The sequence below is a fragment of the Enterobacter cloacae complex sp. FDA-CDC-AR_0132 genome (assembly GCF_003010695.1).
Lineage (GTDB): Bacteria > Pseudomonadota > Gammaproteobacteria > Enterobacterales > Enterobacteriaceae > Enterobacter > Enterobacter ludwigii.
Map to the genome: position 1 here is coordinate 1,492,952 of NZ_CP027618.1, position 26,327 is coordinate 1,519,278.

Below are 26,327 nucleotides of genomic sequence, written 5' to 3' on the forward strand. Positions count from 1 at the left end.
GTGCACCTTTTCAGGTTCACTCTGAAGTTTTCTTGTTTTCGCAGTAAAAGATGGTGGAGCTATGCGGGATCGAACCGCAGACCTCCTGCGTGCAAAGCAGGCGCTCTCCCAGCTGAGCTATAGCCCCATCGTATGACCAACCTCTTCAAATCTGCATGACAGATTTGGTAGGCCTGAGTGGACTTGAACCACCGACCTCACCCTTATCAGGGGTGCGCTCTAACCACCTGAGCTACAAGCCTGTAGAGGTTTTTTACTGCTGTTTTTCATCAGACAATCTGTGTGGACACTACAAAGGCAGGTTCTTTAAGGTAAGGAGGTGATCCAACCGCAGGTTCCCCTACGGTTACCTTGTTACGACTTCACCCCAGTCATGAATCACAAAGTGGTAAGCGCCCTCCCGAAGGTTAAGCTACCTACTTCTTTTGCAACCCACTCCCATGGTGTGACGGGCGGTGTGTACAAGGCCCGGGAACGTATTCACCGTAGCATTCTGATCTACGATTACTAGCGATTCCGACTTCATGGAGTCGAGTTGCAGACTCCAATCCGGACTACGACGCACTTTATGAGGTCCGCTTGCTCTCGCGAGTTCGCTTCTCTTTGTATGCGCCATTGTAGCACGTGTGTAGCCCTACTCGTAAGGGCCATGATGACTTGACGTCATCCCCACCTTCCTCCAGTTTATCACTGGCAGTCTCCTTTGAGTTCCCGGCCGGACCGCTGGCAACAAAGGATAAGGGTTGCGCTCGTTGCGGGACTTAACCCAACATTTCACAACACGAGCTGACGACAGCCATGCAGCACCTGTCTCAGAGTTCCCGAAGGCACCAATCCATCTCTGGAAAGTTCTCTGGATGTCAAGAGTAGGTAAGGTTCTTCGCGTTGCATCGAATTAAACCACATGCTCCACCGCTTGTGCGGGCCCCCGTCAATTCATTTGAGTTTTAACCTTGCGGCCGTACTCCCCAGGCGGTCGACTTAACGCGTTAGCTCCGGAAGCCACGCCTCAAGGGCACAACCTCCAAGTCGACATCGTTTACGGCGTGGACTACCAGGGTATCTAATCCTGTTTGCTCCCCACGCTTTCGCACCTGAGCGTCAGTCTTTGTCCAGGGGGCCGCCTTCGCCACCGGTATTCCTCCAGATCTCTACGCATTTCACCGCTACACCTGGAATTCTACCCCCCTCTACAAGACTCTAGCCTGCCAGTTTCGAATGCAGTTCCCAGGTTGAGCCCGGGGATTTCACATCCGACTTGACAGACCGCCTGCGTGCGCTTTACGCCCAGTAATTCCGATTAACGCTTGCACCCTCCGTATTACCGCGGCTGCTGGCACGGAGTTAGCCGGTGCTTCTTCTGCGGGTAACGTCAATTGCTGCGGTTATTAACCACAACACCTTCCTCCCCGCTGAAAGTACTTTACAACCCGAAGGCCTTCTTCATACACGCGGCATGGCTGCATCAGGCTTGCGCCCATTGTGCAATATTCCCCACTGCTGCCTCCCGTAGGAGTCTGGACCGTGTCTCAGTTCCAGTGTGGCTGGTCATCCTCTCAGACCAGCTAGGGATCGTCGCCTAGGTGAGCCGTTACCCCACCTACTAGCTAATCCCATCTGGGCACATCTGATGGCAAGAGGCCCGAAGGTCCCCCTCTTTGGTCTTGCGACGTTATGCGGTATTAGCTACCGTTTCCAGTAGTTATCCCCCTCCATCAGGCAGTTTCCCAGACATTACTCACCCGTCCGCCACTCGTCACCCGAGAGCAAGCTCTCTGTGCTACCGTTCGACTTGCATGTGTTAGGCCTGCCGCCAGCGTTCAATCTGAGCCATGATCAAACTCTTCAATTTAAGTTTGATGCTCATGAATTAAACTTCGTAATGAATTACGTATGTTCACTCAGAGACTTTGGTATTCATTTAGTGTCCGAAGACATTAAGAATCCATGTCACTTTGAGTGCCCACACAGATTGTCTGATAAATTGTTAAAGAGCAGTTGCGACGCGGCTTACAGCTCACCGTCGCGAGGTCACGTATATTACGTTTTCCTCATTCAGAGTCAAGCATTTATTTTTGCTTTTCTCTGTTGGTGTTCATCTCTGAACCCCGCTAACCCGGCGGCTTGTAAGCCGTTGTTCCGTGTCAGTGGAGGCGCATTATAGGGAGTTCTCAGACGTTGACAACCCCTCTTTTAAAAAAAACGTTCAACCGTCTCTTTTTTGCTCAAAATCGTGCTACAGCGCCAGTTTTTCGAGCGTTTCAAAGCCATAACGGCGTAAAACGGGCAAAAGTTGCTCGGTCTCGTTAGTGATGGCCATACAAAAAGCGATGTTTGCATCGGCAGATTTTGCATCCGGGGCTTCATGTTCCAGCAACCAGGCCGTACGTCGGGCTATAGCCGCCCCCGAATCCACCAGCCGCGTGCCCTCAGGCAGAACTTCTAATAACTCTTCCTGTAATAGAGGGAAATGGGTACACCCCAGCACAACGGTGTCCGGTGGCTCCGGCATCCGCAGCCACGGGCGGAGAATACGGCGCAACTCTTCGAGCGGCACTGCCTTTCCGTGTAGCTTCGCTTCGGCGAGCTCGACCAGTTCCGCCGAACCGAGCATCGCAATCTGGCATTCGTTGGCAAAGCGGTCGATTAACTCGCGCGTATAAGGTCGCTTCACCGTGCCTCGCGTTGCCAGTAAACCAACAATGCCGTTTGCCGTCAGACGCGCGGCAGGCTTTATTGCAGGAACAACGCCCACAACCGGGAACTGGAATTTTTCGCGCAATGCAGGAAGCGATACTGTACTGGCCGTGTTACAGGCGATGACCGCCAGCGAGAGGGGATAACGCTTTTGTACCGCGGTGACGATTTCAACCACACGCTCAACAATAAAGTCTTCACTCTTTTCCCCATACGGGAACGCGACGTTATCAAAGGCGTAAATGTAATGGAGATCCGGCAGGAGATGTCGGATCTCATCATAGACCGAAAGCCCACCGACGCCGGAATCAAATACCAGCACGGTGGGACGCGGATTAGAAGGTGTAGCTGCCAGACAAGGTGTATTCCCGTCCTGCAGTTTGGTAGCCATAAACTGTCTCGTAATCTTTATCGAACAGGTTGGCTATTTTACCACGAACTGTAAGGTGAGAGGTGACAGGATATGAAACTGCGACATCCCACAGGCTTACGCCGCCCATTTTCACCTTTTCAGACGGGTAGGTACCAAAGTCAGTGTCGTAACGTGTCCCCAGGTAGTGGTAAGTCAGGCTCCAGTCGAATTCATAGACCCGCGTATCAAGCTGATACTTCACCTGCTGCTTAGCCCGGCGATCCAAAAGCTGGTTTGTTGCCGCATTGCGTGCATCCACGTAATCGTAACCGACCGTATGAGTCAGTGGACCTGTATCAAAGGACGCTGTGGCTTCAACCCCTTTAATACGCGCCTTGCCTACGTTGTAGTATTCCTGAAGGTTGTTATTAAAGTCGATCAGGTTATCAACGTCATTGCGATAGGCCGATACGCGCCAGTTTACGCCAGCCGTCAGGCCTTCGAACGCGCCTTCCCACTGTTTACTCTCCTCAGGATCAAGATGGTCGTTGCCATAGAAACCATACAGCTGCCCGAGGTTGGGTGCTTTATAGGCAGTGCCATACGAGGCAATGAATCGATAACCTTCAATGAACTCCCAGCCCGCACTGCTCTGCCAGGTGCCATGGCGACCAAACTGAGAGTTATCGTCGCTACGCGCTGCCCCTTCCAGGGTAAAGTCGCCAAACTGCTGCAGCGCAGTCAGGTAGACGCCGGTGTTACGCAGGTCATAGCCGTTTGTGACATAGCTTGTTCCTGGTTCGGTGCTCTGCTTCTGCCAGTCGACACCTGCGCCAATATTGCCATGGCCCACCTCAACGGAGTTAGTCCACTGCACGTTGTACTGTTTGATCTCATCCAGCGTGGCATTGGAATCATAACGTCCCAGATGCGGGTCGTAGTTATAATCTTTGCTGTGGCTGTAGCTGGTGAGAAGTTGTGAATGGACGATGTCATTATTAAAGCGCAGTCCAGCGTCCCAGGTCTGGCTATAGAGCTGACGGGTATCAACCAAAACATCAGGCGTAAATGAACTGTAATAGCCGTCATAGGCGGTACGGTTGCTGTAGCCATAGCCGCGAACGAACCCGCTCCACTGATCAGAGAAAGCATGCTCCAGCGCACCGTAGAGGGTTTTATTCATAAAGCCGTCACGATCGGTCTGGGCCAGACCACCGTTGTTGCCATCCGCGACCACGTCAAAGCCTTTGGTATAGGTATAATCACCCGCCAGCGTCACGCGCGTGCTGTCACCCAGGGTTTGCTGAGTGCTGCCGCCGTAATTTTGGTAGCCATGCGAGCCTACGCCCGCATTCAACGTCGTGCCGTCCTTCGCGCGGGTAGTAATAATGTTCACTACGCCACCAATCGCATCAGAACCATAGACTGCAGAGCGTGGCCCGCGAATATATTCAATGCGCTGCACCAGGGCGATCGGGAACTGACTGAGATCGGACGACCCCGTTACCCCAGCCTGGTTAAGACGGATCCCGTCGACAAGAATAAGAACATGACTGGAATTAGTTCCCCGAATAAAAAGAGAGGAAAGTTGCCCCATTCCGCCGTTTTGGGCGGTATCCACGCCAGGCAAGCGACGCATAACGTCAATGACGGTGTTTGCCTGCCAGCGATCAATATCCTCGCGCGTCACCACAGACGTTGGTGCAAGAACGGTATTAACAGGTTGCTCAAAACGGTTTGCTGTCACCACCAACGAGTCGTCGCTATCCTGCGCCCAGCCCGAAAATGCCGTGACGGACAACGCCGTCAACAGCGATACTTTTTTAATCATTGTTAAAGCATCCACAATATAAGAAGGATGCCGCAGGCTTCATCTATAGCACGCGATGACGAAACCAAATGCGACGTGATCCCGGCAGGTCTTCGGGCTAGGTGGCGTTTTGCGGATGAAGACTTCCCATTTTCACAGTGTCTACAATTCTCATCCCGCCAGTCTTTACCGCTGCGCGTCAGCTCCAGATTTTCACTGGATTCCCTTTTCACTCTCAGGAGACCGGAAACAGAATGCTACAATTAGACACGTATAGATGTCCAGATAGCTATTGGCCATTAAATCTGGACATCCACTGCACAATCCCTACAATCCCCGCGTAATTCTTTATCACTCAGGACGCATCATGACCCCCGAACACCTCCCAACAGAACAGTACGACGCACAGCTGGCAGAGAAAGTTGTCCGCCTGCAAAGTATGATGACGCCTTTCAACGCGCCCGTTCCTGAGGTGTTCCGCTCGCCCGTTAGCCACTACCGCATGCGTGCGGAGTTCCGCATCTGGCACGACGGTGACGACCTGTACCACATCATTTTCGATCAGCAGACGAAGTCCCGCATTCGGGTTGACAGTTTCCCGGCGGCGAGTGAACTCATCAACCAGCTCATGACGCTGATGATCGACGGCGTACGCAACAACCCTGTGCTGCGCCACAAGCTGTTCCAGATTGATTATCTGACCACACAAAGCAACCAGGCGATCGTCTCTCTGCTGTATCACAAAGCGCTGAATGACGAATGGCGCGAGCAGGCAGAAGCGCTGCGCGATGCCCTGCGCGCGCAGAACATCAACGTTCACCTGATTGGTCGTGCGACAAAAACCAAAATCATGCTGGATCAGGATTTCATCGACGAACGTCTGTCGGTGGCGGGAAAAGAGATGGTGTACCGCCAGGTTGAGAACAGCTTTACCCAGCCAAACGCAGCAATGAATGTACAGATGCTGGACTGGGCGCTGAAGGCGACTGAAGGGTCAAAGGGCGATCTGCTAGAGCTGTACTGCGGGAACGGCAACTTCTCCCTGGCGCTGGCGCGTAACTTTGAGCGCGTCCTGGCGACGGAGATTGCCAAGCCGTCCGTTGCCGCTGCACAGTACAACATTGCCGCCAATCACATCGACAATGTGCAGATCATTCGTATGTCTGCAGAAGAGTTCACGCAGGCCATGAATGGTGTACGTCAGTTTAATCGCCTGGAGGGGATCGATCTGAAGAGCTACCAGTGTGAGACGATTTTTGTCGATCCGCCGCGCAGTGGCCTGGACAGCGAAACCGAGAAGATGGTGCAGGCGTACCCGCGTATTTTGTACATTTCCTGTAACCCGGAAACGCTGTGCAAGAATCTCGAAACATTAAGCCAGACGCACAATGTTGAACGTCTGGCTCTCTTCGATCAGTTCCCGTATACGCACCATATGGAGTGCGGCGTACTTCTTACCGCGAAGTAACGTGATGGCAGGCCGGTCAACCTGCCTGCAACCCCACTCTCTTACTCCGGCAGCTCGTGCTTGCGGCTACGCATGCGCGAGCCAATCCAGAACACCAGTGCCACAGAGAGTACCGCCGGCAGGAAGTTAGAACCGATATCCGGATACTCTGCACGCACCACGGTGCTATACAGCAACACGCCAAGAATAAAGCAGGCCGCGGCCAGCCCAGGCAACCCGACCGGCATGGTGCGGTTCAGGTAACGCTGATGCAGACAGTACACCGTCAGCACCAGCGCAATGAGCGGGAAAATAGAAAATGGAACGATCGAGCTGAACACAGCCGCAAACGTGCCATTAATTGATAAGCCAGCGATCAATGCCAGCAACAGCGTACCCTTATCCTGACCTGACTGTTTCATTACTCACCTTCACTCTTCGGTTTGATGTGCCAGTTTCTCTTGTTCACGGCGATACCAGTAGTACGCGCCTTTGGAGATCATCCTGAGCTGTAATACCAGTCGCTCTTCGAGCTGCTTGCGTTGTTCGATGCTGACATCCAGCGCTTCGGCACCCGCGCTGAAAACAATCGTCACCATCGCCTCAGCCTGTGCTTCAGTGAACGCACGCGGCATATGGTTTTCGAGTTCAAGATAGTCGGCAAGTTCCGCGATAAAATGCTGAATTTCACGCGCCACAGCGGCACGGAACGCGGCTGATGTTCCGGAACGTTCCCGCAACAGCAGGCGAAACGCGTTGGGGTTATTGCCAATAAATTCCATAAAGGTCGACACAGAGGTGCGGATCACGCTCCCCCCTTTAGCGATACGCTGCCGCGCCTGGCGCATAAGCTGACGCAGCATCAGCCCGCTCTCGTCGACCATGGTCAGACCCAGTTCATCCACATCACGGAAATGACGATAGAAGGACGTTGGCGCAATCCCGGCCTCGCGCGCAACTTCACGCAGGCTTAAACTGGCAAAACTACGCTCGGCACTCAGTTGACTGAATGCGGCTTCCACCAGCGAACGCCGGGTTTTCTCTTTTTGTTGTGCTCTTACGCCCATCACGATAGTTGAATCCTTCCAAAGGCCTGATGGCACTATACCAGAGAATAAAATTAATCTGTTTGCCTGGCTTTGTGAATGATTGTTTACGTACGGTTTGTGCTCCACTGCCGGAAAAAAGCACAACGATAATTGGGTTACTCGGGCAATGATGTTATGATTCTGTTGCTTTTATGTATAAGAACAGGTAAGCCTTACCATGCCACATTCCTACGATTACGACGCAATTGTGATAGGTTCCGGCCCCGGCGGCGAAGGCGCTGCTATGGGACTGGTGAAACAGGGAGCCAGAGTAGCGGTGATAGAGCGCTACCATAACGTTGGCGGCGGTTGCACCCATTGGGGCACCATCCCTTCCAAAGCCCTCCGCCATGCCGTTAGCCGCATTATTGAATTTAACCAGAACCCTCTTTACAGCGACCACTCCCGACTTCTTCGTTCCTCCTTTGCTGACATCCTGAATCATGCGGATACCGTTATTAACCAGCAGACACGGATGCGCCAGGGGTTTTATGAGCGTAACCACTGTGAAATTTTGCAGGGCAATGCGCACTTTGTTGATGAACACACCCTGGCACTCGAATGCCACGACGGGTCGGTCGAAACCATCACGGCGGAAAAATTTGTCATCGCCTGTGGTTCACGCCCGTACCATCCGGCAGACGTGGACTTCTCCCACCCGCGCATTTACGACAGCGATTCCATCCTGAGCCTGCACCACGAACCCCGTCATGTGATTATCTATGGCGCAGGGGTGATTGGCTGCGAATATGCGTCGATCTTCCGGGGCATGGACGTGAAAGTTGATCTGATCAACACCCGCGACCGCCTGCTGGCCTTCCTCGATCAGGAAATGTCAGACTCGCTCTCTTACCACTTCTGGAACAGCGGCGTGGTGATTCGCCACAACGAAGAGTACGAGAAAATTGAAGGCTGCGACGACGGTGTGATCATGCATCTGAAATCGGGCAAGAAGCTGAAAGCAGACTGCCTGCTGTACGCCAACGGCCGTACCGGTAACACCGATTCTCTGGCTCTGGAAAATATCGGGCTCGAAACCGACAGCCGCGGTCAGCTGAAGGTGAACAGCATGTACCAGACAGCCCTGCCGCATGTGTATGCTGTCGGTGATGTTATCGGTTATCCAAGCCTGGCTTCTGCAGCATACGATCAGGGACGCATCGCGGCGCAGGCGCTGGTGAAAGGCGAAGCGACGGCACATCTGATCGAAGATATTCCGACAGGTATTTATACCATCCCGGAAATCAGCTCCGTCGGGAAAACCGAGCAGCAGCTGACGTCAATGAAGGTGCCTTACGAGGTGGGTCGCGCACAGTTTAAACATCTGGCGAGGGCGCAAATCGTGGGAATGAGCGTGGGTACGCTGAAGATCCTGTTCCATCGCGAGACGAAAGAGATCCTCGGTATTCACTGCTTTGGTGAACGCGCGGCGGAGATTATTCATATCGGCCAGGCGATCATGGAGCAAAAAGGTGGTGGTAACACCATCGAGTACTTCGTTAACACCACCTTCAACTACCCGACCATGGCGGAAGCCTATCGGGTCGCGGCACTGAACGGTTTAAACCGCCTGTTTTAACGCATTGTCAAAATGGCCATCCATCGAACCACGGATGGCCTCTGCCAGCTGCTCATAGCGGCTGCGCAGTGGTGAACCCGGACGATAAACCAGACCAATGGTACGACGTGGCTCTGGTTTAATGCATGGCAGATAAACCACGCCGTCACGTTTACGTTCGCGCGGCACGGCCAGTGCCGGCAGCAATGTGATCCCACTGCCCGCCGCCACCATATTACGCAGCGTTTCAAGGCTGGTTGCGCGGAAATGGGTATCCTCGTCAGCACCCGCTTCGAAGCAGAAGCCCATCGCCTGATCGCGCAGGCAGTGACCATCTTCCAGCATCAGCAGTTTTTCACCGGCCAGATCGGCCATCGGCACGCGATCGCGGTTCGCCCACGGGTGATCTTCATAGATCGCCAGCATCATGGGCTCATCAAACAGTGGCACCTCAATAAAAGCTTCGCTCTCTTTGACCAGCGCCAAAATGGCACAGTCGAGCTTGCCGCTGTCTAACTGCGCCAGCAGCTGATGGGTTTGCGCTTCATGCAGATACATTTCGAGTTTCGGGAACGTCTGATGCAGCATTGGAATGATGTGCGGCAACAGGTACGGGCCAACGGTTGGGATCAGGCCAATATGCAACGGGCCGGACATCGCCTCCCCCTGCTGGCTTGCCATTTCCTTGAGCACTTTGACCTCGCGCAGCACGGTGCGCGCCTGATCCACCAGCAGCAGACCTGCCTGGGTGAACAGTACCTTACGACTGGTGCGCTCCAGCAGCATCACGCCCAGCTCGTCTTCCAGCTTGCGGATCTGGCCGCTCAGGGTAGGCTGGCTGACGTGGCAGGAATCTGCCGCGCGGCGAAAATGGCGGTGCTCGGCTAGCGCTACCAGGTATTCAAGATCACGAATATTCATTATTCATCCTCCGTCGCCACGATAGTTCATGGCGATAGATAGCATAGCAACGAACGATTATCCCTATCAAGCATTCTGTTGAATAATACACCACATAGACGAGGGGGCACGTGTTTGACCCTTGACGTCCCCGCACCGTCAGCGAGTTTCTCTCAAAACTCGAACAACTAAAGCCAACGTGAACTTTTGCGGACCCCGTGGTCCGCTTTTTTTTTGCGTAAAAAAGCCCGGGGATAAAAGCAAAATGGCAACCGAAGTTGCCATTTTTAGTGTTTACTCCCTCTCCCGGTGGGAGAGGGCCGGGATGAGGGCACCAGCCCGCACTCATCAAACCAGCCGGTTTTTCGCATCCGCAATCGCCTGCGCGACCTGCTTCGGTGACACGCCGCCTTTCGCTGCACGCTTATCCAGACAAGACTGTAACGCCAGAATCGGATACACATCATCACCGATAACCGCACTGAATTTCTGCAGGTCGGTCAGCGGCAACGCTTCCAGTGCCTTACCCTGACGAATGGCTTCAACCACCGCTTCACCGACAATATGGTGCGCTTCACGGAACGGTACGCCTTTCGCCACCAGGTAATCGGCAAGCTCGGTCGAGTTTGCATAGCCCTGCTGCGCCGCTTCCTGACAACGCGGGCGTTTCACCTGAATGCCATCCAGCACCAGCGCGCCCATATGCAGGCAGTCCAGCCAGGTATCGAGCGCGTCGAACAGCCCTTCTTTGTCTTCCTGCATATCTTTGTTATACGCCAGCGGCAGCCCTTTCAGGGTCATCATCATGCCGGTCAGCGCGCCCTGCACACGGCCACACTTACCGCGGATAAGCTCCAGCGCATCCGGGTTTTTCTTCTGTGGCATCAGAGAGGAGCCTGACGTCACGCGGTCAGACAGCTCAACAAACCCGGCTTCACCGGAGTTGAAGAAAATCAGGTCTTCGGCAAAGCGCGACAGATGCACCATGCCGATAGACGCATTGGAAAGCAGCTCCAGCACGTGATCACGGTCAGAGACGCTGTCCAGGCTGTTACGGGTGGCTGAAGCAAAGCCCAGCCAGCCTGCCAGCTGATCACGGTCGATTTCATAGGCCGTCCCTGCCAGCGCACCGCTGCCCAGCGGGCTCACGTCCAGACGCTTCAGGGTATCCTGCAGACGGCTTTCATCACGCGCCAGCATCTCAACGTAGGCCAGACACCAGTGCGCAAAGGTTACCGGCTGCGCACGCTGCAGGTGGGTATAACCCGGCATCACCGCATCCTGGTTGTTCTGCGCGGTTTCCACCAGCGCGCCCTGCAGCTGACGGTTGGCTGCCAGCAGTTCACCAACGGTATCTTTACACCACAATTTCAGATCAGTCGCGACCTGGTCGTTACGGCTACGCCCGGTATGCAGTTTTTTACCCAGTTGGCCGACTTTATCGATGAGTTTCCCTTCCACCCAGCTGTGAATATCTTCCGCATCGCTGGCGAGGATCTGCTGCGGGTCCAGACGCACCTCTTCCAGCAGGTTATTCAGCGCCTCTTCCAGCTGCAGCTGTTCGTCTGCGGTCAGGACGCCCACGGTGACCAGCGCTTTGGACCAGGCCACAGAGCCGACGATATCCTGCTCGGCCAGGCGGTAGTCGAAGCGCAAAGAGTCGTTGAACTGTTTGAACCGCTGATCCGCTGCCTGTGTAAAACGCCCACCCCAAAGTGCCATAACATGCTTCCTTAATATCTTTGAATTTCATTGCCCGGCTGCGCTGCGCTGACCGGGCCTGCAGAATCGGTAAATTGCTTACGCCAGAATACGCGTGCCAATCGGCGTGCCGTTAAACAACGCCGGGAGTTGCTCCGCATGGCGCCAGGACGCGATGTCCACCGGACGTCCAAGCGTACGCGCGGCATCCAGCGCCGCATTGACTTTGACGATCATGCCGTCGGTAATAATGCCCTGCTCGATAAGCTGTTCGGCTTTCGCTGCGGTCATTTCCGCAATACGCTGGCCTTTGCCGTCGAGAATACCGCTTACGTCAGAGAGCAGAATCAGGTCCGCGCCCAGCGTAGCCGCCAGAGCCGTTGCCGCCTGGTCTGCATTGACGTTCATCAGCTCGCCCTCTTCGGTCACCCCGATAGAGCTCACCACCGGCAGGAATCCTCCTTCCAGCAGCATGTTAATCAGCTTAGGCGAACCAGGCTGTGCCAGTCCAACGTGTCCGAGCTCTTCGTCGAGCTGGGTCACTTTTACGCTGTCACCATCGCCCAGACACAGGCCGACAGAGGCGATATGGTGTTTCTTCGCCCACGCCAGCAGCGTTTTGTTCGCCGTCCCCGCCAGGGCACCGGTAATAATATCAATCTGGTCAGCAGGCGTGACGCGCAGGCCATTTTTCTTTTTCACCGGCAGGTTGAGCCCTTTCATCAGCTCATCAACCACGCAGCCGCCGCCGTGCACAATCACCAGCGGACGTTGGTGTGATTCGCGATAGTTCACCAGCGCGGTAAAAAGACGCTCCAGCGCTTCTTCGCTGTCCAGCAGTACACCACCGAGTTTGATAATTAATGGGTTCATCATCACACCTTAAATAAGAGCCTGGGTTTCCGGGAAACCGAAACGAATATTTGCACACTGCATTGCCTGCGCGGCAGCGCCTTTAAGTAAGTTATCTTCCGCAGCCACCACAATCAGGTGCTCACCCTGCACGGCAAAGCCAATGTCGCAGAATGGCAGGCCAACCACGTTTTTCAGCGCCGGCACGCCTTTGTCGTACAGGCGCACCAGCGGTTTGTCCGCATAGGCCTGCGTAAAGGCTTCGCTCACCTGTTCGTGGGTCACGCCGGGTTTCAGGCGGCAGGTGATGGTTTCGAGGATCCCACGCGGGAAGCTGCCCAGATGCGGCGTGAAGATGACATCCGCACCCAGATGCGTCGTGATTTCAGGGTGATGGCGGTGATTGAACACGCCATACGGCTGAAGGCTCACTTCGCAGAAGCTGTTAGCGATAGCGGCTTTACGCCCCGCGCCGCTGACACCACTGGTGGCGTTGATCACCGGCCACTGGTTCAGATCCAGCAGGTCTGCGTCGATCAGCGGCTTCAGAGAAAGCTGTGCCGCCGTCGGATAACAGCCCGGCACGGCAACCAGATCCGCTTCCTTCAGTTTATCTGTGCTCCACTCCGCCAGGCCGTATACCGCTTTTTCCAGCAGCTCAGGGTGTTGATGGGTGAAACCGTAATATTTTTCGTAGAACGCGCCGTCATTCACACGGAAGGCGCCGGAGAGGTCGAACACCACACAGCCGGCCGCCAGACAGTGCGGAACCAGGTCGTGGCTGACTTCGTGCGCGGTAGCTAAAAACACCACGTCGACGCCGTCGGTGAACGCGCGGATGTAAGACATTGGCTGCAGCGGCAGATCAACAATGCCTTTAAGTTGCGGATGCAAATCGGAAATTAACTTTCCTGCATCATTGCTTTGCGCTGACACGGTCAAAGCGGTTATGGTCATATGAGGATGGCGATTCACGTAGCTTACAAGCTCTGCGCCCGCATAACCGCTAGCGCCTACAATCAGCGTATTCAACATCGGGTTCCTTTATGCTCAACGTTAATGTATTTTTATTCACATTTATTGCATGAATATTGATACTATCACGACCTAAGGTGTGTCAACAATGAAAATGAACTTACCGCCATTTATCGAGATTTACCGCGCCCTGATTGCCACACCCTCCATCAGTGCGACCGAAGAAGCGCTGGATCAGAGCAATGAGTCTTTAATCAATCTGCTGGCAGGTTGGTTTAGCGATATTGGGTTTAACGTTGAGGTTCAGCCCGTCCCCGGAACACGCCATAAATTTAACCTGCTCGCCAGTACCGGACAGGGTGCCGGCGGCCTGCTGCTGGCCGGTCATACCGATACCGTTCCCTTTGACGATGGTCGCTGGACGCGCGATCCGTTCACCCTGACCGAGCATGACAACAAGCTTTACGGTCTGGGCACCGCCGACATGAAAGGCTTTTTTGCTTTTATCCTCGATGCGCTGCGTGACGTGGACGTGACAACGCTGAAGAAACCGCTCTACATTCTGGCCACTGCCGATGAAGAGACCAGCATGGCCGGGGCGCGCTACTTCTCTGAAAACACCTCAATTCGCCCGGATTGCGCCATTATTGGTGAACCAACGTCACTGCAGCCAATCCGCGCCCACAAGGGCCATATCTCCACGGCGGTGCGCGTGCTGGGCCAGTCAGGCCACTCCAGCGATCCGGCGCGCGGCGTCAACGCCATCGAACTGATGCACGACGCCATCGGCCGCATCATGCAGTTGCGCGACTCGCTGAAAGAGCGTTATCACTACGACGCATTCACCGTGCCTTACCCGACGCTGAACCTCGGCAGCCTGCACGGTGGCGATGCATCCAACCGTATCTGCGCCTGCTGCGAACTGCATATGGATATCCGTCCGCTGCCGGGCATGACGCTGAGCGATCTCGACGGCCTGTTGACCGAAGCGCTGGCGCCGGTCAGCGAGCGCTGGCCGGGCCGCCTGACGGTCTCCGAGCTTCATCCGCCGATCCCTGGCTACGAATGTCCACCGGATCATCAACTGGTTGAAGTCGTGGAAAAGCTGCTCGGCGAGAAAACCGACGTGGTGAACTATTGCACCGAAGCACCGTTTATTCAGACCCTGTGTCCTACGCTGGTGCTTGGCCCGGGTTCCATCAACCAGGCTCACCAGCCGGATGAATATCTGGAAACGCGCTTTATCAAACCGACCCGTGAACTGATTACCCAGGTCGTGCATCACTTCTGCTGGCATTAAAATGCCCCTGAGGGTTCCCTCTCCCGGTGGGAGAGGGTCAGGGTAAGGGCAACAAATCCCGCGATCTTCGTCACATTCCCATAAGCATCTCTTATCTGACGCAAAGCGAATTAAATTTCGTAAATTACCCACATTTATTCGTTTGCTGAACCGTTTTCGCAGCAATTGACGACGGGGGTTTTACGTGGCTTTATAAAGGGAGATGACAAAATATTGTCCAAAAGATTTTCGATTGGGCATAAACAAAAATGATGGGGTGACTGGGTTTTTATGAACGAACAATATTCCGCGTTGCGTAGTAATGTCAGTATGCTCGGCAAAGTGCTTGGAGATACCATCAAAGATGCGTTGGGGGAAAACATCCTCGACCGCGTTGAAACCATCCGCAAGCTGTCAAAATCTTCCCGTGCAGGTAACGAGGCCAGTCGTCAGGAGCTGCTCACCACCTTGCAGAACCTTTCTAACGATGAGCTGCTGCCCGTTGCCCGCGCCTTCAGCCAGTTTCTGAACCTGGCAAACACCGCTGAGCAATACCACAGCATTTCGCCGAATGGCGAAGCTGCCAGCAACCCGGAAGTCATTGCCCGTACGCTTCGTAAACTGAAAGACCAGCCAGACCTCAACGAAGACATCATCAAAAAAGCGGTGGAGTCCCTTTCGCTGGAGCTGGTTCTGACCGCTCACCCAACCGAAATCACTCGCCGCACCCTGATCCACAAAATGGTGGAAGTGAACAACTGCCTCAAGCAGCTGGATAACAAAGACATTGCTGACTACGAGCGCAACCAGCTGATGCGCCGTCTGCGCCAGCTGATTGCCCAGTCCTGGCACACCGATGAAATTCGTAAGCATCGTCCAAGCCCGGTCGACGAAGCCAAATGGGGCTTTGCGGTGGTGGAAAATAGCCTGTGGGAAGGGGTGCCGAACTACCTGCGTGAGCTGAACGAGCAGCTGGAAGCGAATCTGGATTACCGCCTGCCGGTCGATTTTGTGCCGGTGCGCTTCACCTCCTGGATGGGCGGCGACCGTGACGGCAACCCGAACGTCACCGCGGAAATTACCCGCCACGTGCTCCTGTTGAGCCGCTGGAAAGCAACCGACCTGTTCCTGAAAGATATTCAGGTATTGATCTCCGAGCTGTCGATGGTAGAGGCCACGCCTGAACTGCGCGCGCTGGCCGGCGAAGAAGGTGCCAGCGAGCCGTATCGTTTCCTGATGAAAAAACTGCGTGGCCAACTGATGGCGACGCAGGCCTGGCTGGAAGCGCGTCTGAAAGGCCAGCGCCTGCCAAAGCCGGAAGGCCTGCTGAGCCAGAACGAGCAGCTCTGGGAGCCGCTGTATGCCTGCTATAAATCACTGCAGGCCTGCGGAATGGGCATCATCGCGAATGGCGAACTGCTCGACACCCTGCGCCGCGTGAAGTGTTTCGGCGTGCCGCTGGTGCGTATTGACGTCCGTCAGGAAAGCACCCGTCATACCGAAGCGCTGGGCGAACTGACCCGCTATCTCGGCATCGGCGACTATGAAAGCTGGTCTGAAGCGGACAAACAAGCCTTCCTGATCCGCGAACTGAACTCCAAGCGCCCCCTGCTGCCACGTAACTGGGAGCCAAGCAACGAAACCCGCGAGGTGCTCAACACCTGTAAAGCGATCGTTGATGCGCCAAAAGGATCGGTGGCTGCCTATGTGATCTCCATGGCGAAAACGCCGTCTGACGTGCTGGGCGTTCACCTTCTGCTCAAAGAAGCCGGTATCGACTATGCCCTTCCGGTTGCACCGCTGTTTGAAACCCTTGATGACCTGAACAACGCTAACGACGTCATGACGCAGCTGCTGAATATCGACTGGTACCGCGGCTTTATTCAGGGCAAACAGATGGTGATGATTGGCTATTCCGACTCCGCAAAAGACGCGGGCGTCATGGCGGCATCCTGGGCGCAGTATCAGGCACAGGATGCGTTGATCAAAACCTGTGAAAAAGCGGGCATCGAACTGACGCTGTTCCACGGACGCGGCGGCTCGATTGGCCGTGGTGGCGCGCCAGCGCATGCGGCACTGCTGTCACAACCGCCGGGAAGCCTGAAAGGCGGCCTGCGCGTGACCGAACAGGGTGAAATGATCCGCTTTAAGTACGGCCTGCCGGAAGTGACCATCAGCAGCCTGTCGCTCTACACCAGTGCAATTCTGGAAGCGAACCTGCTGCCACCGCCAGAGCCGAAAGAGTCCTGGTGCCATATCATGGACGAGCTATCAGATATCTCCTGCGATCTGTACCGCGGCTACGTGCGTGAAAACAAAGATTTTGTGCCTTACTTCCGTTCAGCTACCCCTGAGCAGGAGCTGGGTAAACTGCCGCTGGGTTCACGTCCGGCTAAGCGCCGCCCGACCGGTGGCGTAGAGTCTCTGCGTGCCATCCCGTGGATCTTCGCCTGGACCCAGAACCGTCTGATGCTGCCCGCCTGGCTGGGCGCAGGTGCGGCGCTGCAGAAAGTGGTGGAAGATGGCAAACAGAACGAACTGGAAACCATGTGCCGCGACTGGCCATTCTTCTCCACCCGTCTGGGTATGCTGGAGATGGTCTTCTCGAAAGCAGACCTGTGGCTGGCGGAATACTACGATCAGCGTCTGGTGAAGCCTGAGCTGTGGACGCTGGGTAAAGAGCTGCGCGAACTGCTGGAAGACGACATCAAAGTGGTGCTGGACATAGCTAACGACTCGCACCTGATGGCGGATCTGCCGTGGATTGCCGAGTCCATCCAGCTGCGTAACATCTACACCGACCCCCTGAACGTCCTGCAGGCGGAGCTGCTGCACCGTTCACGTCTGGCGGAAGAAGAAGGTAAAGAGCCGGATCCACGCGTCGAACAGGCGTTGATGGTGACGATTGCAGGCGTTGCGGCAGGTATGCGTAACACAGGCTAATCCATTGGCTTCATACAGGCCCGGCAGCGCTAACGCTGCCGGCCGATATCCGGTATTCACGCCATGCACCACGACATCAGCCCCCTTCTGACCGACCTCATTAATGGCACCGTAGCGCTACGTGACGTACGGTTTTTCACCCCGCCCGACCCACACTCCCGCACATCGCCTTGCCTGGTCATTAACCTCGATAATGCCTGCGAAGCGTGGTTTTCTTACTCTGCAGAGGGGTTACTTCATACCGGACACGCGCTCAGCATCAGCTTCGGTAAACAGCAGCTGTCGCTTCGTCTTTATCGGGATAACGTGCTTATACAGCACCAGCAGGTTGCCCGGCGCGGCCCCCGAACCGGAGCGTTTCTCCTGCAAACGCTGGCCGAACTGCAGATGCAGCCTGATGAACAGGAAACGGCCAGACTAGTGGTACTGAGTATGCTCAGCCACTGTCGCGATCTTCTTGGCAGCGACATTCATACTGACAGCCGCAGTCGTGCTTTGTTTGAAGCCATCCGGCGCTATCTCGATGAACATCACGCCTCACCGCTGACCCGCGATTCCGTGGCACGGGCGTTTTATATTTCACCCAACTACCTTTCACATCTGTTTCAGAAGACCGGGAACGTGGGGTTCAATGAATACCTGACCCAAACGCGTCTGGAACACGCGCGCCAGTTGCTCAAGGGTTATGACCTAAAAATCAAAGACATTGCCGCCCGCTGCGGCTTTACAGACAGCAACTACTTCTGCCGCCTCTTTCGTAAACATACCGAACGCTCCCCTTCCGAGTACCGCCGCCAGTATCACAGCCAGCTGACTGCCAAAAACTAGCATTGTGATCGCCCTCTCACTTCACTAAGCACATTACATTTGTCCAGTATTTGGCAAAATTGACCTGTATCCCCGGCCAGCAGCCCCACCTTATCCTTAGGTTAACCTTTCTGACTTAAGGAAAAATAATGGAACTGTATCTGGATACCGCCAACGTGGCAGAGGTTGAGCGCCTGGCGCGCATTTTTCCGATTGCCGGCGTCACCACCAACCCGAGCATTGTAGCCGCCAGCGGCGAAACCCTCTGGAATGTACTGCCGCGTCTGCAAAACGCCATCGGGCCACAGGGTACGCTGTTTGCCCAGACCATGAGCCGTGAAGCCGAAGGGATGGTGGCAGAAGCCAAACGCCTGAGTAACGCCATTCCTGACATCGTGGTGAAAATCCCGGTGACCGCGCAGGGCCTTATAGCGATAAAAATGCTGAAAAAAGAGGGCATAACCACGTTGGGCACGGCCGTTTACAGCGCCGCCCAGGGTTTACTGGCCGCGCTGGCGGGAGCGAAATATGTCGCACCGTATGTTAACCGCGTCGACGCTCAGGGCGGGGACGGCATTCGTATGGTACAGGAGCTGCAATCCCTGCTCGAACGGCACGCCCCAGAAAGCAGCGTGCTGGCCGCCAGCTTCAAAACACCACGTCAGGCGCTGGACTGCCTGCTCGCCGGATGTGAAGCAATCACGCTTCCTTTAGATGTAGCGCAACAAATGCTCGGCACCCCGGCGGTAGAGTCAGCCATAGAGAAGTTTGAGCACGACTGGAAAAACGCGTTTGGTAACCTCAACCTCTAAGGGAGATCTGTTATGGACCGTATCATTCAATCGCCGGGGAAATATATCCAGGGCGCTGATGTTCTCACCCGTCTCGGCGACTATCTAAAACCACTGGCAACACGCTGGTTGGTTGTGGGCGATAAGTTTGTGCTGGGTTTTGCACAAGAGACCTTGCTTGAGAGTTTCAAAAAAGCGGAAATTCATGCTGAAATCGCGCCCTTCGGTGGCGAATGTTCGCAAAACGAAATCGATCGCCTGAAAAAACGGGCCGACGGCGCCGACTGTATGGCGGTGCTCGGTATCGGCGGCGGGAAAACGCTGGATACCGCCAAAGCGCTGGCGCATTTTATGGACGTGCCCGTTGCCATCGCCCCGACTATCGCCTCCACCGACGCCCCGTGCAGCGCCCTTTCTGTCATTTATACCGACAGCGGTGAATTCGATCGCTACCTGATGCTGCCGCATAACCCGAACATGGTGATTGTCGACACCCGGGTGGTGGCTGGCGCTCCGCCGCGTCTGCTGGCCGCCGGGATAGGCGATGCCCTTGCCACCTGGTTTGAAGCGCGCGCCTGTTCCCGTAGTGGCGCGATCACCATGGCGGGCGGAAAATGTACCCAGGCTGCGCTAGCCCTCGCCGAGTTGTGCTACAACACGTTAATTGAAGAGGGTGAGAAAGCGATGCTCGCGGCCGGGCAGCACGTGGTCACACCGGCGCTGGAGCGCATCATTGAAGCCAATACCTATCTGAGCGGCGTTGGATTTGAAAGCGGTGGACTGGCGGCCGCGCACGCCATTCACAACGGAATGACCGCCGTGCCGGAGGCACATTCGTTCTATCACGGTGAAAAAGTGGCGTTTGGGACGCTGACGCAACTGGTGCTGGAAAATGCCCCGGTAGAGGAAATTGAAACCGTCGCAGCGCTGTGTCACAGCGTAGGTTTGCCCATCACGCTGGCACAACTGAACATTAAAGAGGATATTCCGCTTAAAATGCGGCTGATTGCCGAGGCTGCCTGCGCAGAGGGTGAAACCATTCACAACATGCCAGGCGGGGTGTCACCGGATCAGGTTTACGCGGCGCTGCTGGTGGCCGATCAGTACGGGCAACGGTTCCTGCGGGAGTGGGCGTAACCGGTATTTCCGGATGGTAAAAAAATCCCCGCCGAAGCGGGGATTGTATTTACTGCAGATCAAACCGATCCAAATCCATCACCTTCGCCCAAGCGGCAACAAAGTCGCGGACGAATTTCTCATGGGCGTCGCTGCTGGCGTAAACCTCGGCCAGCGCGCGCAGCACGGCGTTCGAACCGAATACCAGATCGGCACGCGTGGCGGTGTATTTCACTTCACCGCTGGCGCGATCGCTGCCGGCAAACAGCTCGTTTGATTCATCGGTCGCTTTCCACTGGGTATTCATGTCCAGCAGGTTCACGAAGAAATCGTTGCTCAGCACGCCTTCACGATGGGTGAACACGCCGTTCTGACTGCCATCGAAGTTCGCCCCCAGTACGCGCAGACCGCCAATCAGCACCGTCAGTTCTGGTGCAGTGAGCGTCAGCTGCTGGGCCTTATCAATCAACAGAGACTCGGTAGTGGAGGCATCAACCTGTGCACGGTAGTTACGGAAGCCATCGGCAATCGGTTCGAGCAGGTTAAACATCTCGATATCCGTCTGATCCTGGCGCGCATCAACGCGGCCCGGCGTGAACGGTACATTGACGTAAACGCCGGCCTCTTTCGCCGCCTGTTCAACACCCACCACACCTGCCAGCACGATGATATCGGCCAGTGACGCTTTGTTGGTGGTACGCTGAATAGCTTCCAGGGCGGGTAACGCGCGAACCGCTGCGGCGTTAACTTCCCAGTCGCGCTGGGGTGCCAGTGCCAGACGCGCACCGTTGGCGCCGCCACGCTTATCGCCACCGCGGAAGGTCGATGCAGATGCCCAGGCAACGGAAACCAGGTCGCTCACGGACAGACCCGAGGCAATGATTTCCGCTTTCAGACTCTCGATGTCCTCTTTGGTCGGGTTGAACACCGCCTGCGGCAGTGGATCCTGCCAGATGAGATCTTCTTTCGGCACTTCCGGACCAATGTAACGCGCTTTTGGCCCCATATCACGGTGGGTCAGCTTGAACCACGCGCGCGCAAAGGCTTCGTTAAAGGCCTGCGGATCGTTCAGGAAGCGGCGGGAGATTTTCTCGAACTCGGGGTCAAAACGCAGCGTCAGATCGGTGACCAGCATCGTCGGTTTGCGCTTTTTCGACGGGTCGAACGGATCAGGCATAATGTCTGGTGCATCCACGGCTTCGAACTGAATCGCACCCGCCGGGCTGCGGGTCTGCACCCACTCGTATTTGAACAGGTTCTCGAAGAAGTAGTTACTCCACTGGGTCGGCGTTTGCGACCAGATGACTTCCAGCCCGGAGGTGATCGCATCTGCGCCAACACCGGTACCGTGCGTACTGGTCCAGCCCAGACCCTGCGCTTCAATTGGCGCGGCTTCCGGGTCGGCACCGACATGGGTCGCTTCACCTGCACCGTGGGTTTTACCGAGGGTATGACCGCCTGCAATCAACGCAACGGTCTCTTCGTCGTTCATCCCCATGTTGCCAAAGGTGGCACGGATCGCCGCGGCCGCTGACAGCGGTTCACCGCTGGCGTTTGGCCCTTCCGGGTTAACGTAAATCAGCCCCATTTCGGTGGCTGCCAGTGGGCGCTTCGCCAGTGCTTCCGGGTCACGGTGGGTGAGCCAGGCTTTTTCATCACCCCAGTTCACGTCCATATCCGGTTCCCAGACATCTTCACGCCCGGCCCCAAAACCAAAGGTACGGAAACCAGAGTTCTCCAGCGCCACGTTACCGGCAAGGATGAAGAGGTCAGCCCAGGAAATTTTTTGACCGTATTTTTGCTTGATAGGCCACAGGAGACGGCGCGCTTTATCCAGACTTACGTTATCTGGCCAGGAGTTCAGGGGGGCAAAGCGCTGTTGACCGCGCCCTGCGCCACCGCGACCGTCAACGGAGCGATAGGTACCTGCGCCGTGCCAGGCCATACGGATAAACAGGCCCGCATAGCTGCCCCAGTCGGCTGGCCACCACGGCTGAGAGTCGGTCAGAAGTGCTTTGAGATCGCCCTTGAGCGCTGAGTAATCAAGTTTGCTGAATTCTTTGCGGTAGTCAAAGTCTTCACCCAGAGGGTTAGAACGGTTGGAATGTTGATTAAGAAGATCGACGCGGAGTTGTTTTGGCCACCAGTCGCGGCTGCCTGTGCCTGCCCCCGCGCTGTGATCGACGCTGCCCTGATGGAACGGGCACTTGCCGATTGATGCCGCATTATTGCTGTCGTCTGACGTGCTCATCGCTATGCTCCCTTTTACAGTGTTACCGTTACGATATACGCCCTTGTTGATAAGGTATAGTTGAGATAACCCACAGATTCGATAGTTAATTCCGTTTAATTTCCCATTGAAAGTATGTGCGTTCTGTACGTCAAAGGCAGCATTGCTGATATGGCGGGGAAATAAAACCCTTATAAATCAAAAAACCCTCCGAAGAGGGCTTCTATTTATTATGCGCCAGGCCGAACACCCAGCGTATGGCAAATGGCGTAACTCATTTCCGCGCGGTTGAGCGTATAGAAGTGGAAATCCTTCACTCCTTCACGACTCAAGATCTTCACCATGTCCATCGCGATGTTTGCGCCCACCAGCTTGCGTGTTTCCGGATCATCGTCCAGCCCTTCGTACATTTTAGACATCCAGTGCGGAATGCGCACATTGGTCATATCGGCAAATTTCTTCGCCTGTTTGAAGTTAGAGACCGGCAAAATTCCCGGGATAATTTCGACGTCTATGCCCGCGGACACACAGCGGTCACGAAAGCGCAGGTAGCTTTCCACATCAAAGAAGAACTGGGTAATGGCGCGGTTCGCACCGGCGTCCACTTTACGCTTCAGGTTAAGCAGATCCGCCTGGGCGCTTTTCGCTTCCGGGTGAACTTCAGGATAAGCAGCAACGGAAATGTCGAAGTCTGCGACCTCTTTCAGCAGCGCGACCAGATCGGTGGCGTACATGTCCGGTTTACCGCTCCCCGGCGGCAGGTCACCGCGCAGGGCGACGATATGGCGAATACCGTTGTTCCAGTAGTCCTGGGCAATGGCACGCAGCTCATCGCGCGTCGCGTCGATACAGGTCAGGTGCGGAGCCGCTTCCAGACCCGTACGGTCCTTAATGCCTTTAATGATGCTGTGCGTACGGTCACGCTCACCGGAGTTGGCACCGTAGGTGACGGAGACAAACTTCGGTTTCAGGCTGCTCAGGCGATCGATAGAGCTCCAGAGGGTTTGCTCCATTTCACTGGTGCGCGGCGGGAAAAATTCAAAAGAGACGTTAATCTGACCATTTACTTCGGCCAGGCTCTGATTCAGGGCTTCCCGCTGGTTGGCGTGAAAAAAGCTCATACCTTACCTCATCAATCGCGTGTCATTGTGTGTTGTGTTTCGAACTTCTATACGTTTAGACGTCCAGATGTAAAAATGACGGAAAAGCGGAGGGACGTCAACAGAAATAATCGCCAGGAATGGTGAGGAATGCTCAGGGAAGATGAAGGGAGTTCATGATGGCGGGTGAGTGCGGTCTGATGCCCTCACTCTGTCCCTCTCCCACCGGGAGAGGGAACAAGAAAGATTACAGCAGTTTAGCCAGACGGTTGATGTCGGACTGGATGGCCCCGGCGGTCACATCGCGCCCCGCACCCGGGCCACGGATCACCAGTGGGTTATCACGGTACCAGCGGCTTTCAATGGCGAAAACATTATCGCACGGCAGCAGTGCCGCCAGCGGATGTTCAGGACGAACCGCCTCGACACCCACACGTGCTTTTCCGTTCGCTTCGAAACGCGCCACGTAGCGCAGCACCAGGCCCATCTCGTTTGCCGCTTCCAGACGTTGCACCATCTGCTCGTTCAGCTCTTCGCCGTTCTCGAAGAAATGGTCGACAGAGTCGTCCTCACAGCCAGCAGGCACCAGCGACTCAACGCGGACGGCATCAGGTTCGATGTCATAACCGGCTTCACGCGCCAGGATCACCAGCTTACGCATAACGTCTTTACCGGAGAGGTCAACGCGTGGGTCAGGCTCCGTTAAGCCCTGCTGCCATGCCTGATCCACCAGGTCAGTGAACGGTACGGTGCCATCAAACTGCAGGAACAGCCAGGAGAGCGTGCCGGAGAAGATGCCACTCAGCGCCAGAATGCTGTCGCCGCTTTCAATCAAATCACGCACGGTATGGTTAACCGGCAAGCCAGCGCCCACCGTGGCGTTATACAGCCAGTGACGGCCTGTCTTTTCAAACGCGTCGTGGATTTGACGGTACTTGTCCGTGCTGCTCGCCCCCGCCAGCTTATTGGCGCTAATAACATGGAAACCGTGGCTGGCGAAATCAAGATACTGATCGGCAAGCTGTTCACTGGCGGTCACGTCCAGTACCACCAGATCGTCATACGGGTGCGCGCGCATCCAGAGGAACAGCGACTCTTCGTCCTGTTCAACCGCTTCATCGTTAAAGAAGGCCAGCGCCCGGCTGGCGTCCAGCCCTTCGTAGTTCAACAGGCTGCGGCGGCTGTCCACCACGCCCGCGAGAATAAATTCAAACCCGGTACGCGCTGAGAGGGTCACCTGCTCGCGAGCGAACAGCTCCAGCCAGCGTGAGCCGATGTTTCCTTTGCCAAACAGCACCAGTCCAATGCGTTTCTCCGCACGGAACAGAGAGGTATGCAGCCCCTGAATCAGACTCTCGGTGGGTCCTTTACGCAGTACGGCCACCAGGCTGATGCCCTCTTCCGACTGCCAGGTGAATTCAACCGGCTGGCCTTTCAGCTGCTGCCAGAAACGGTGGCAGTGCAGCGGGTTGCGGGTAACGCCCGCCCCCACCATCGCCACCAGCGCCAGACCCTGACGCAGGCGAAGCTCGCCCGGCAGGCCCGCTTCATCAAGAATTTTCAGGGCGCTGTCCGCCACTTCAGCGGTGTAGCAGAACTGCAGCAGCTGGCGATCGTTATGCACGCCAACGGCGAGCGGACGCACCTGGGCGCGTTTGAGGATCAGGTCGATGTCTTTGTGTGCCAGTTTGAAATCCTGGCCCGCCGGGACCTGGAACTCAATCAGGCAGATGTCGTCATGGCTGGTCACAATTCGCGCCCCCGTACCGGACGCCAGGACGCGTTCGATACGGGTAGAGCCTTGATCCGGGGTGTAACTACAGCGCAGCTGCAGGTCGATGTCGCTCCCGGAAACCGGCTGTAGCGTACGCGCATGCAGAACCGGTGCCGCCAGGCGTGCCAGCTCGCTGGCCTCGTCCAGACGCAGCAGCGGCAGCAGGCAGGCATCTTTCACTTTACGCGGGTCAGCACTGTAGACACCGGCCACGTCGCTCCAGATGGTGACGCGGGAAACGCCTGCCAGCGCACCAATTTGCGTCGCTGAGTAGTCAGAGCCGTTACGTCCCAGCAGCACGGTTTCACCGGCACTGCTGCGGCTGATAAAGCCGGTCACCACAATACGTTTGCCCGGATGCTGAACCAGCAGCTGTTGCAGCAGCGGATATGACAAACCTTCATCCACCTGCGGCTGAGCGGCGCGTTCGGCGCGCAGGAAGTCACGCGCGTCAAGCCAGGCCGCATCCACGCCCAGGTGTTGCAGCACGGCCGCCATCAGGCGCGCAGACCACACTTCACCGTGGCCGACCACCTCGGCATACACCGCGTCGGTAATACCGCTGTCCAGCAGGGCAGCCAGACGCTCAAGGTCATGCGTAAAGGCGCTAATCAATCCGTCCGCGACGTCCGCAGGCAGTAAGCCGGCAATCAGCTCACTCTGGTAACGACGTAAGGACTGTTGCACCTGATGCGCAGAGAGGCGATCGGTCTGACTCAGTTTGAGCCAGCTAATCAACTGGTTGGTGGTGCTGCCAGCCGCGGAGACAACCATCATGTCCCCCGGCTGCGAATACTCTGTCATGATCCCTGCGACACGCAGGTAACACTTCACATCAGCAAGACTACTACCACCAAACTTGTGCAGTTGACGACCCTTCGCCCCTGCCTGCGCTATCACACTCATG

Annotated in this window: 18 protein-coding genes, 2 tRNA genes, 1 rRNA gene and 1 riboswitch; of the genes, 7 read left to right on the forward strand and 14 right to left on the reverse strand. The window is 55.8% G+C overall.

The annotated features are described in order from the left end of the window. Positions 1-51: 51 nt before the first annotated feature. The 5 genes from AM379_RS07315 to btuB form a co-directional block, all read right to left on the reverse strand. Positions 52-127, reverse strand: a tRNA-Ala gene (locus AM379_RS07315). 38 nt (positions 128-165) lie between these two features. Continuing rightward, a tRNA-Ile gene (locus AM379_RS07320) sits at positions 166-242 on the reverse strand. Between the two features lie 70 nt (positions 243-312). Continuing rightward, positions 313-1,852 (reverse strand): 16S ribosomal RNA (locus AM379_RS07325). A 384-nt stretch (positions 1,853-2,236) separates the two neighbouring features. Next, positions 2,237-3,088, reverse strand: a complete 852-nt coding sequence (gene murI, locus AM379_RS07330; protein WP_106503573.1) for a glutamate racemase — start codon at positions 3,086-3,088, stop codon at positions 2,237-2,239. Further along, the gene (gene btuB / locus AM379_RS07335; RefSeq protein ID WP_106503574.1) at positions 3,033-4,880 is read right to left on the reverse strand and encodes a TonB-dependent vitamin B12 receptor BtuB; all 1,848 of its coding nucleotides are present in this window, start codon (positions 4,878-4,880) and stop codon (positions 3,033-3,035) included. Before btuB ends, murI begins: the two co-directional genes overlap by 56 nt. A gap of 66 nt (positions 4,881-4,946) precedes the next feature. Then, positions 4,947-5,122, reverse strand: a riboswitch (cobalamin riboswitch). A gap of 104 nt (positions 5,123-5,226) precedes the next feature. Here btuB and trmA point away from each other — a divergent pair. Then, a complete protein-coding gene (trmA, locus tag AM379_RS07340) occupies positions 5,227-6,327 on the forward strand; it encodes a tRNA (uridine(54)-C5)-methyltransferase TrmA (RefSeq protein ID WP_032679233.1) in 1,101 nt (366 codons plus the stop codon). 41 nt (positions 6,328-6,368) lie between these two features. Here trmA and AM379_RS07345 read toward each other — a convergent pair whose 3' ends face one another. Together AM379_RS07345 and fabR are read right to left on the reverse strand one after the other, a co-directional pair. Beyond that, positions 6,369-6,728 carry a YijD family membrane protein gene (locus tag AM379_RS07345; RefSeq protein WP_020883939.1) on the reverse strand — a complete coding sequence of 120 codons (360 nt, stop codon included), beginning with the start codon at positions 6,726-6,728 and terminating at the stop codon, positions 6,369-6,371. A 9-nt stretch (positions 6,729-6,737) separates the two neighbouring features. After that, the gene (gene fabR, locus AM379_RS07350; RefSeq protein ID WP_008501784.1) at positions 6,738-7,376 is read right to left on the reverse strand and encodes an HTH-type transcriptional repressor FabR; all 639 of its coding nucleotides are present in this window, start codon (positions 7,374-7,376) and stop codon (positions 6,738-6,740) included. A 196-nt stretch (positions 7,377-7,572) separates the two neighbouring features. Between fabR and sthA the strand changes: the two genes are divergently transcribed. After that, positions 7,573-8,973: a Si-specific NAD(P)(+) transhydrogenase gene (gene sthA / locus AM379_RS07355; RefSeq protein WP_014172175.1), complete on the forward strand. Its 1,401-nt coding sequence runs from the start codon at positions 7,573-7,575 to the stop codon at positions 8,971-8,973. Here the strand turns inward: sthA and oxyR are convergent. From oxyR to argC, 4 genes are all read right to left on the reverse strand, one after another. After that, positions 8,956-9,873 (reverse strand): DNA-binding transcriptional regulator OxyR, encoded by a 918-nt coding sequence (gene oxyR / locus AM379_RS07360; protein ID WP_014172176.1) that lies wholly within the window; start codon positions 9,871-9,873, stop codon positions 8,956-8,958. The two genes, sthA and oxyR, sit on opposite strands and share 18 nt — an antisense overlap. A 327-nt stretch (positions 9,874-10,200) precedes the next feature. Further along, positions 10,201-11,574, reverse strand: coding sequence for an argininosuccinate lyase (gene argH / locus AM379_RS07365; protein ID WP_014172177.1), 1,374 nt, complete (start codon positions 11,572-11,574; stop codon positions 10,201-10,203). A gap of 78 nt (positions 11,575-11,652) precedes the next feature. Beyond that, a complete protein-coding gene (gene argB / locus AM379_RS07370; RefSeq protein WP_086462987.1) occupies positions 11,653-12,429 on the reverse strand; it encodes an acetylglutamate kinase in 777 nt (258 codons plus the stop codon). A gap of 6 nt (positions 12,430-12,435) precedes the next feature. Further along, positions 12,436-13,440: an N-acetyl-gamma-glutamyl-phosphate reductase gene (gene argC / locus AM379_RS07375; RefSeq protein WP_106503575.1), complete on the reverse strand. Its 1,005-nt coding sequence runs from the start codon at positions 13,438-13,440 to the stop codon at positions 12,436-12,438. 88 nt (positions 13,441-13,528) lie between these two features. Between argC and argE the strand changes: the two genes are divergently transcribed. From argE to gldA, 5 genes are all read left to right on the forward strand, one after another. Beyond that, a complete protein-coding gene (gene argE / locus AM379_RS07380; RefSeq protein WP_020883942.1) occupies positions 13,529-14,680 on the forward strand; it encodes an acetylornithine deacetylase in 1,152 nt (383 codons plus the stop codon). A 270-nt stretch (positions 14,681-14,950) separates the two neighbouring features. Further along, positions 14,951-17,602 carry a phosphoenolpyruvate carboxylase gene (gene ppc, locus AM379_RS07385; protein WP_014172182.1) on the forward strand — a complete coding sequence of 884 codons (2,652 nt, stop codon included), beginning with the start codon at positions 14,951-14,953 and terminating at the stop codon, positions 17,600-17,602. Positions 17,603-17,665: 63 nt separating this feature from the next. Further along, entirely contained in the window at positions 17,666-18,430 is a 765-nt protein-coding gene (locus AM379_RS07390) for a helix-turn-helix transcriptional regulator (protein ID WP_032679235.1), read from the forward strand. A 128-nt stretch (positions 18,431-18,558) separates the two neighbouring features. Next, positions 18,559-19,221 (forward strand): fructose-6-phosphate aldolase, encoded by a 663-nt coding sequence (gene fsa, locus AM379_RS07395; protein ID WP_032679238.1) that lies wholly within the window; start codon positions 18,559-18,561, stop codon positions 19,219-19,221. Between the two features lie 12 nt (positions 19,222-19,233). Next, a complete protein-coding gene (gldA, locus tag AM379_RS07400) occupies positions 19,234-20,337 on the forward strand; it encodes a bifunctional L-1,2-propanediol dehydrogenase/glycerol dehydrogenase (RefSeq protein WP_032679239.1) in 1,104 nt (367 codons plus the stop codon). Positions 20,338-20,386: 49 nt separating this feature from the next. Here the strand turns inward: gldA and katG are convergent, their stop codons facing one another. The 3 genes from katG to AM379_RS07415 form a co-directional block, all read right to left on the reverse strand. Further along, positions 20,387-22,567, reverse strand: a complete 2,181-nt coding sequence (gene katG, locus AM379_RS07405) for a catalase/peroxidase HPI (protein WP_025202761.1) — start codon at positions 22,565-22,567, stop codon at positions 20,387-20,389. Between the two features lie 209 nt (positions 22,568-22,776). Continuing rightward, a complete protein-coding gene (gene metF / locus AM379_RS07410) occupies positions 22,777-23,667 on the reverse strand; it encodes a methylenetetrahydrofolate reductase (protein ID WP_014172187.1) in 891 nt (296 codons plus the stop codon). 226 nt (positions 23,668-23,893) lie between these two features. Beyond that, entirely contained in the window at positions 23,894-26,326 is a 2,433-nt protein-coding gene (locus AM379_RS07415; RefSeq protein ID WP_020883947.1) for a bifunctional aspartate kinase/homoserine dehydrogenase II, read from the reverse strand. Position 26,327 lies beyond the last annotated feature (1 nt).

What these genes read in the sequence shown, in the direction of transcription:
- katG (WP_025202761.1), bottom strand. Translation starts at nt 22,567, where the DNA reads ATGAGCACGTCAGACGACAGCAATAATGCGGCATCAATCGGCAAGTGC.
- fsa (WP_032679238.1), top strand. Translation starts at nt 18,559, where the DNA reads ATGGAACTGTATCTGGATACCGCCAACGTGGCAGAGGTTGAGCGCCTG.
- argB (WP_086462987.1), bottom strand. Translation starts at nt 12,429, where the DNA reads ATGATGAACCCATTAATTATCAAACTCGGTGGTGTACTGCTGGACAGC.
- gldA (WP_032679239.1), top strand. Translation starts at nt 19,234, where the DNA reads ATGGACCGTATCATTCAATCGCCGGGGAAATATATCCAGGGCGCTGAT.
- AM379_RS07390 (WP_032679235.1), top strand. Translation starts at nt 17,666, where the DNA reads ATGCACCACGACATCAGCCCCCTTCTGACCGACCTCATTAATGGCACC.
- argC (WP_106503575.1), bottom strand. Translation starts at nt 13,440, where the DNA reads ATGTTGAATACGCTGATTGTAGGCGCTAGCGGTTATGCGGGCGCAGAG.
- ppc (WP_014172182.1), top strand. Translation starts at nt 14,951, where the DNA reads ATGAACGAACAATATTCCGCGTTGCGTAGTAATGTCAGTATGCTCGGC.
- btuB (WP_106503574.1), bottom strand. Translation starts at nt 4,880, where the DNA reads ATGATTAAAAAAGTATCGCTGTTGACGGCGTTGTCCGTCACGGCATTT.
- sthA (WP_014172175.1), top strand. Translation starts at nt 7,573, where the DNA reads ATGCCACATTCCTACGATTACGACGCAATTGTGATAGGTTCCGGCCCC.
- murI (WP_106503573.1), bottom strand. Translation starts at nt 3,088, where the DNA reads ATGGCTACCAAACTGCAGGACGGGAATACACCTTGTCTGGCAGCTACA.
- trmA (WP_032679233.1), top strand. Translation starts at nt 5,227, where the DNA reads ATGACCCCCGAACACCTCCCAACAGAACAGTACGACGCACAGCTGGCA.
- metF (WP_014172187.1), bottom strand. Translation starts at nt 23,667, where the DNA reads ATGAGCTTTTTTCACGCCAACCAGCGGGAAGCCCTGAATCAGAGCCTG.
- argE (WP_020883942.1), top strand. Translation starts at nt 13,529, where the DNA reads ATGAAAATGAACTTACCGCCATTTATCGAGATTTACCGCGCCCTGATT.
- AM379_RS07415 (WP_020883947.1), bottom strand. Translation starts at nt 26,326, where the DNA reads ATGAGTGTGATAGCGCAGGCAGGGGCGAAGGGTCGTCAACTGCACAAG.
- oxyR (WP_014172176.1), bottom strand. Translation starts at nt 9,873, where the DNA reads ATGAATATTCGTGATCTTGAATACCTGGTAGCGCTAGCCGAGCACCGC.
- AM379_RS07345 (WP_020883939.1), bottom strand. Translation starts at nt 6,728, where the DNA reads ATGAAACAGTCAGGTCAGGATAAGGGTACGCTGTTGCTGGCATTGATC.
- argH (WP_014172177.1), bottom strand. Translation starts at nt 11,574, where the DNA reads ATGGCACTTTGGGGTGGGCGTTTTACACAGGCAGCGGATCAGCGGTTC.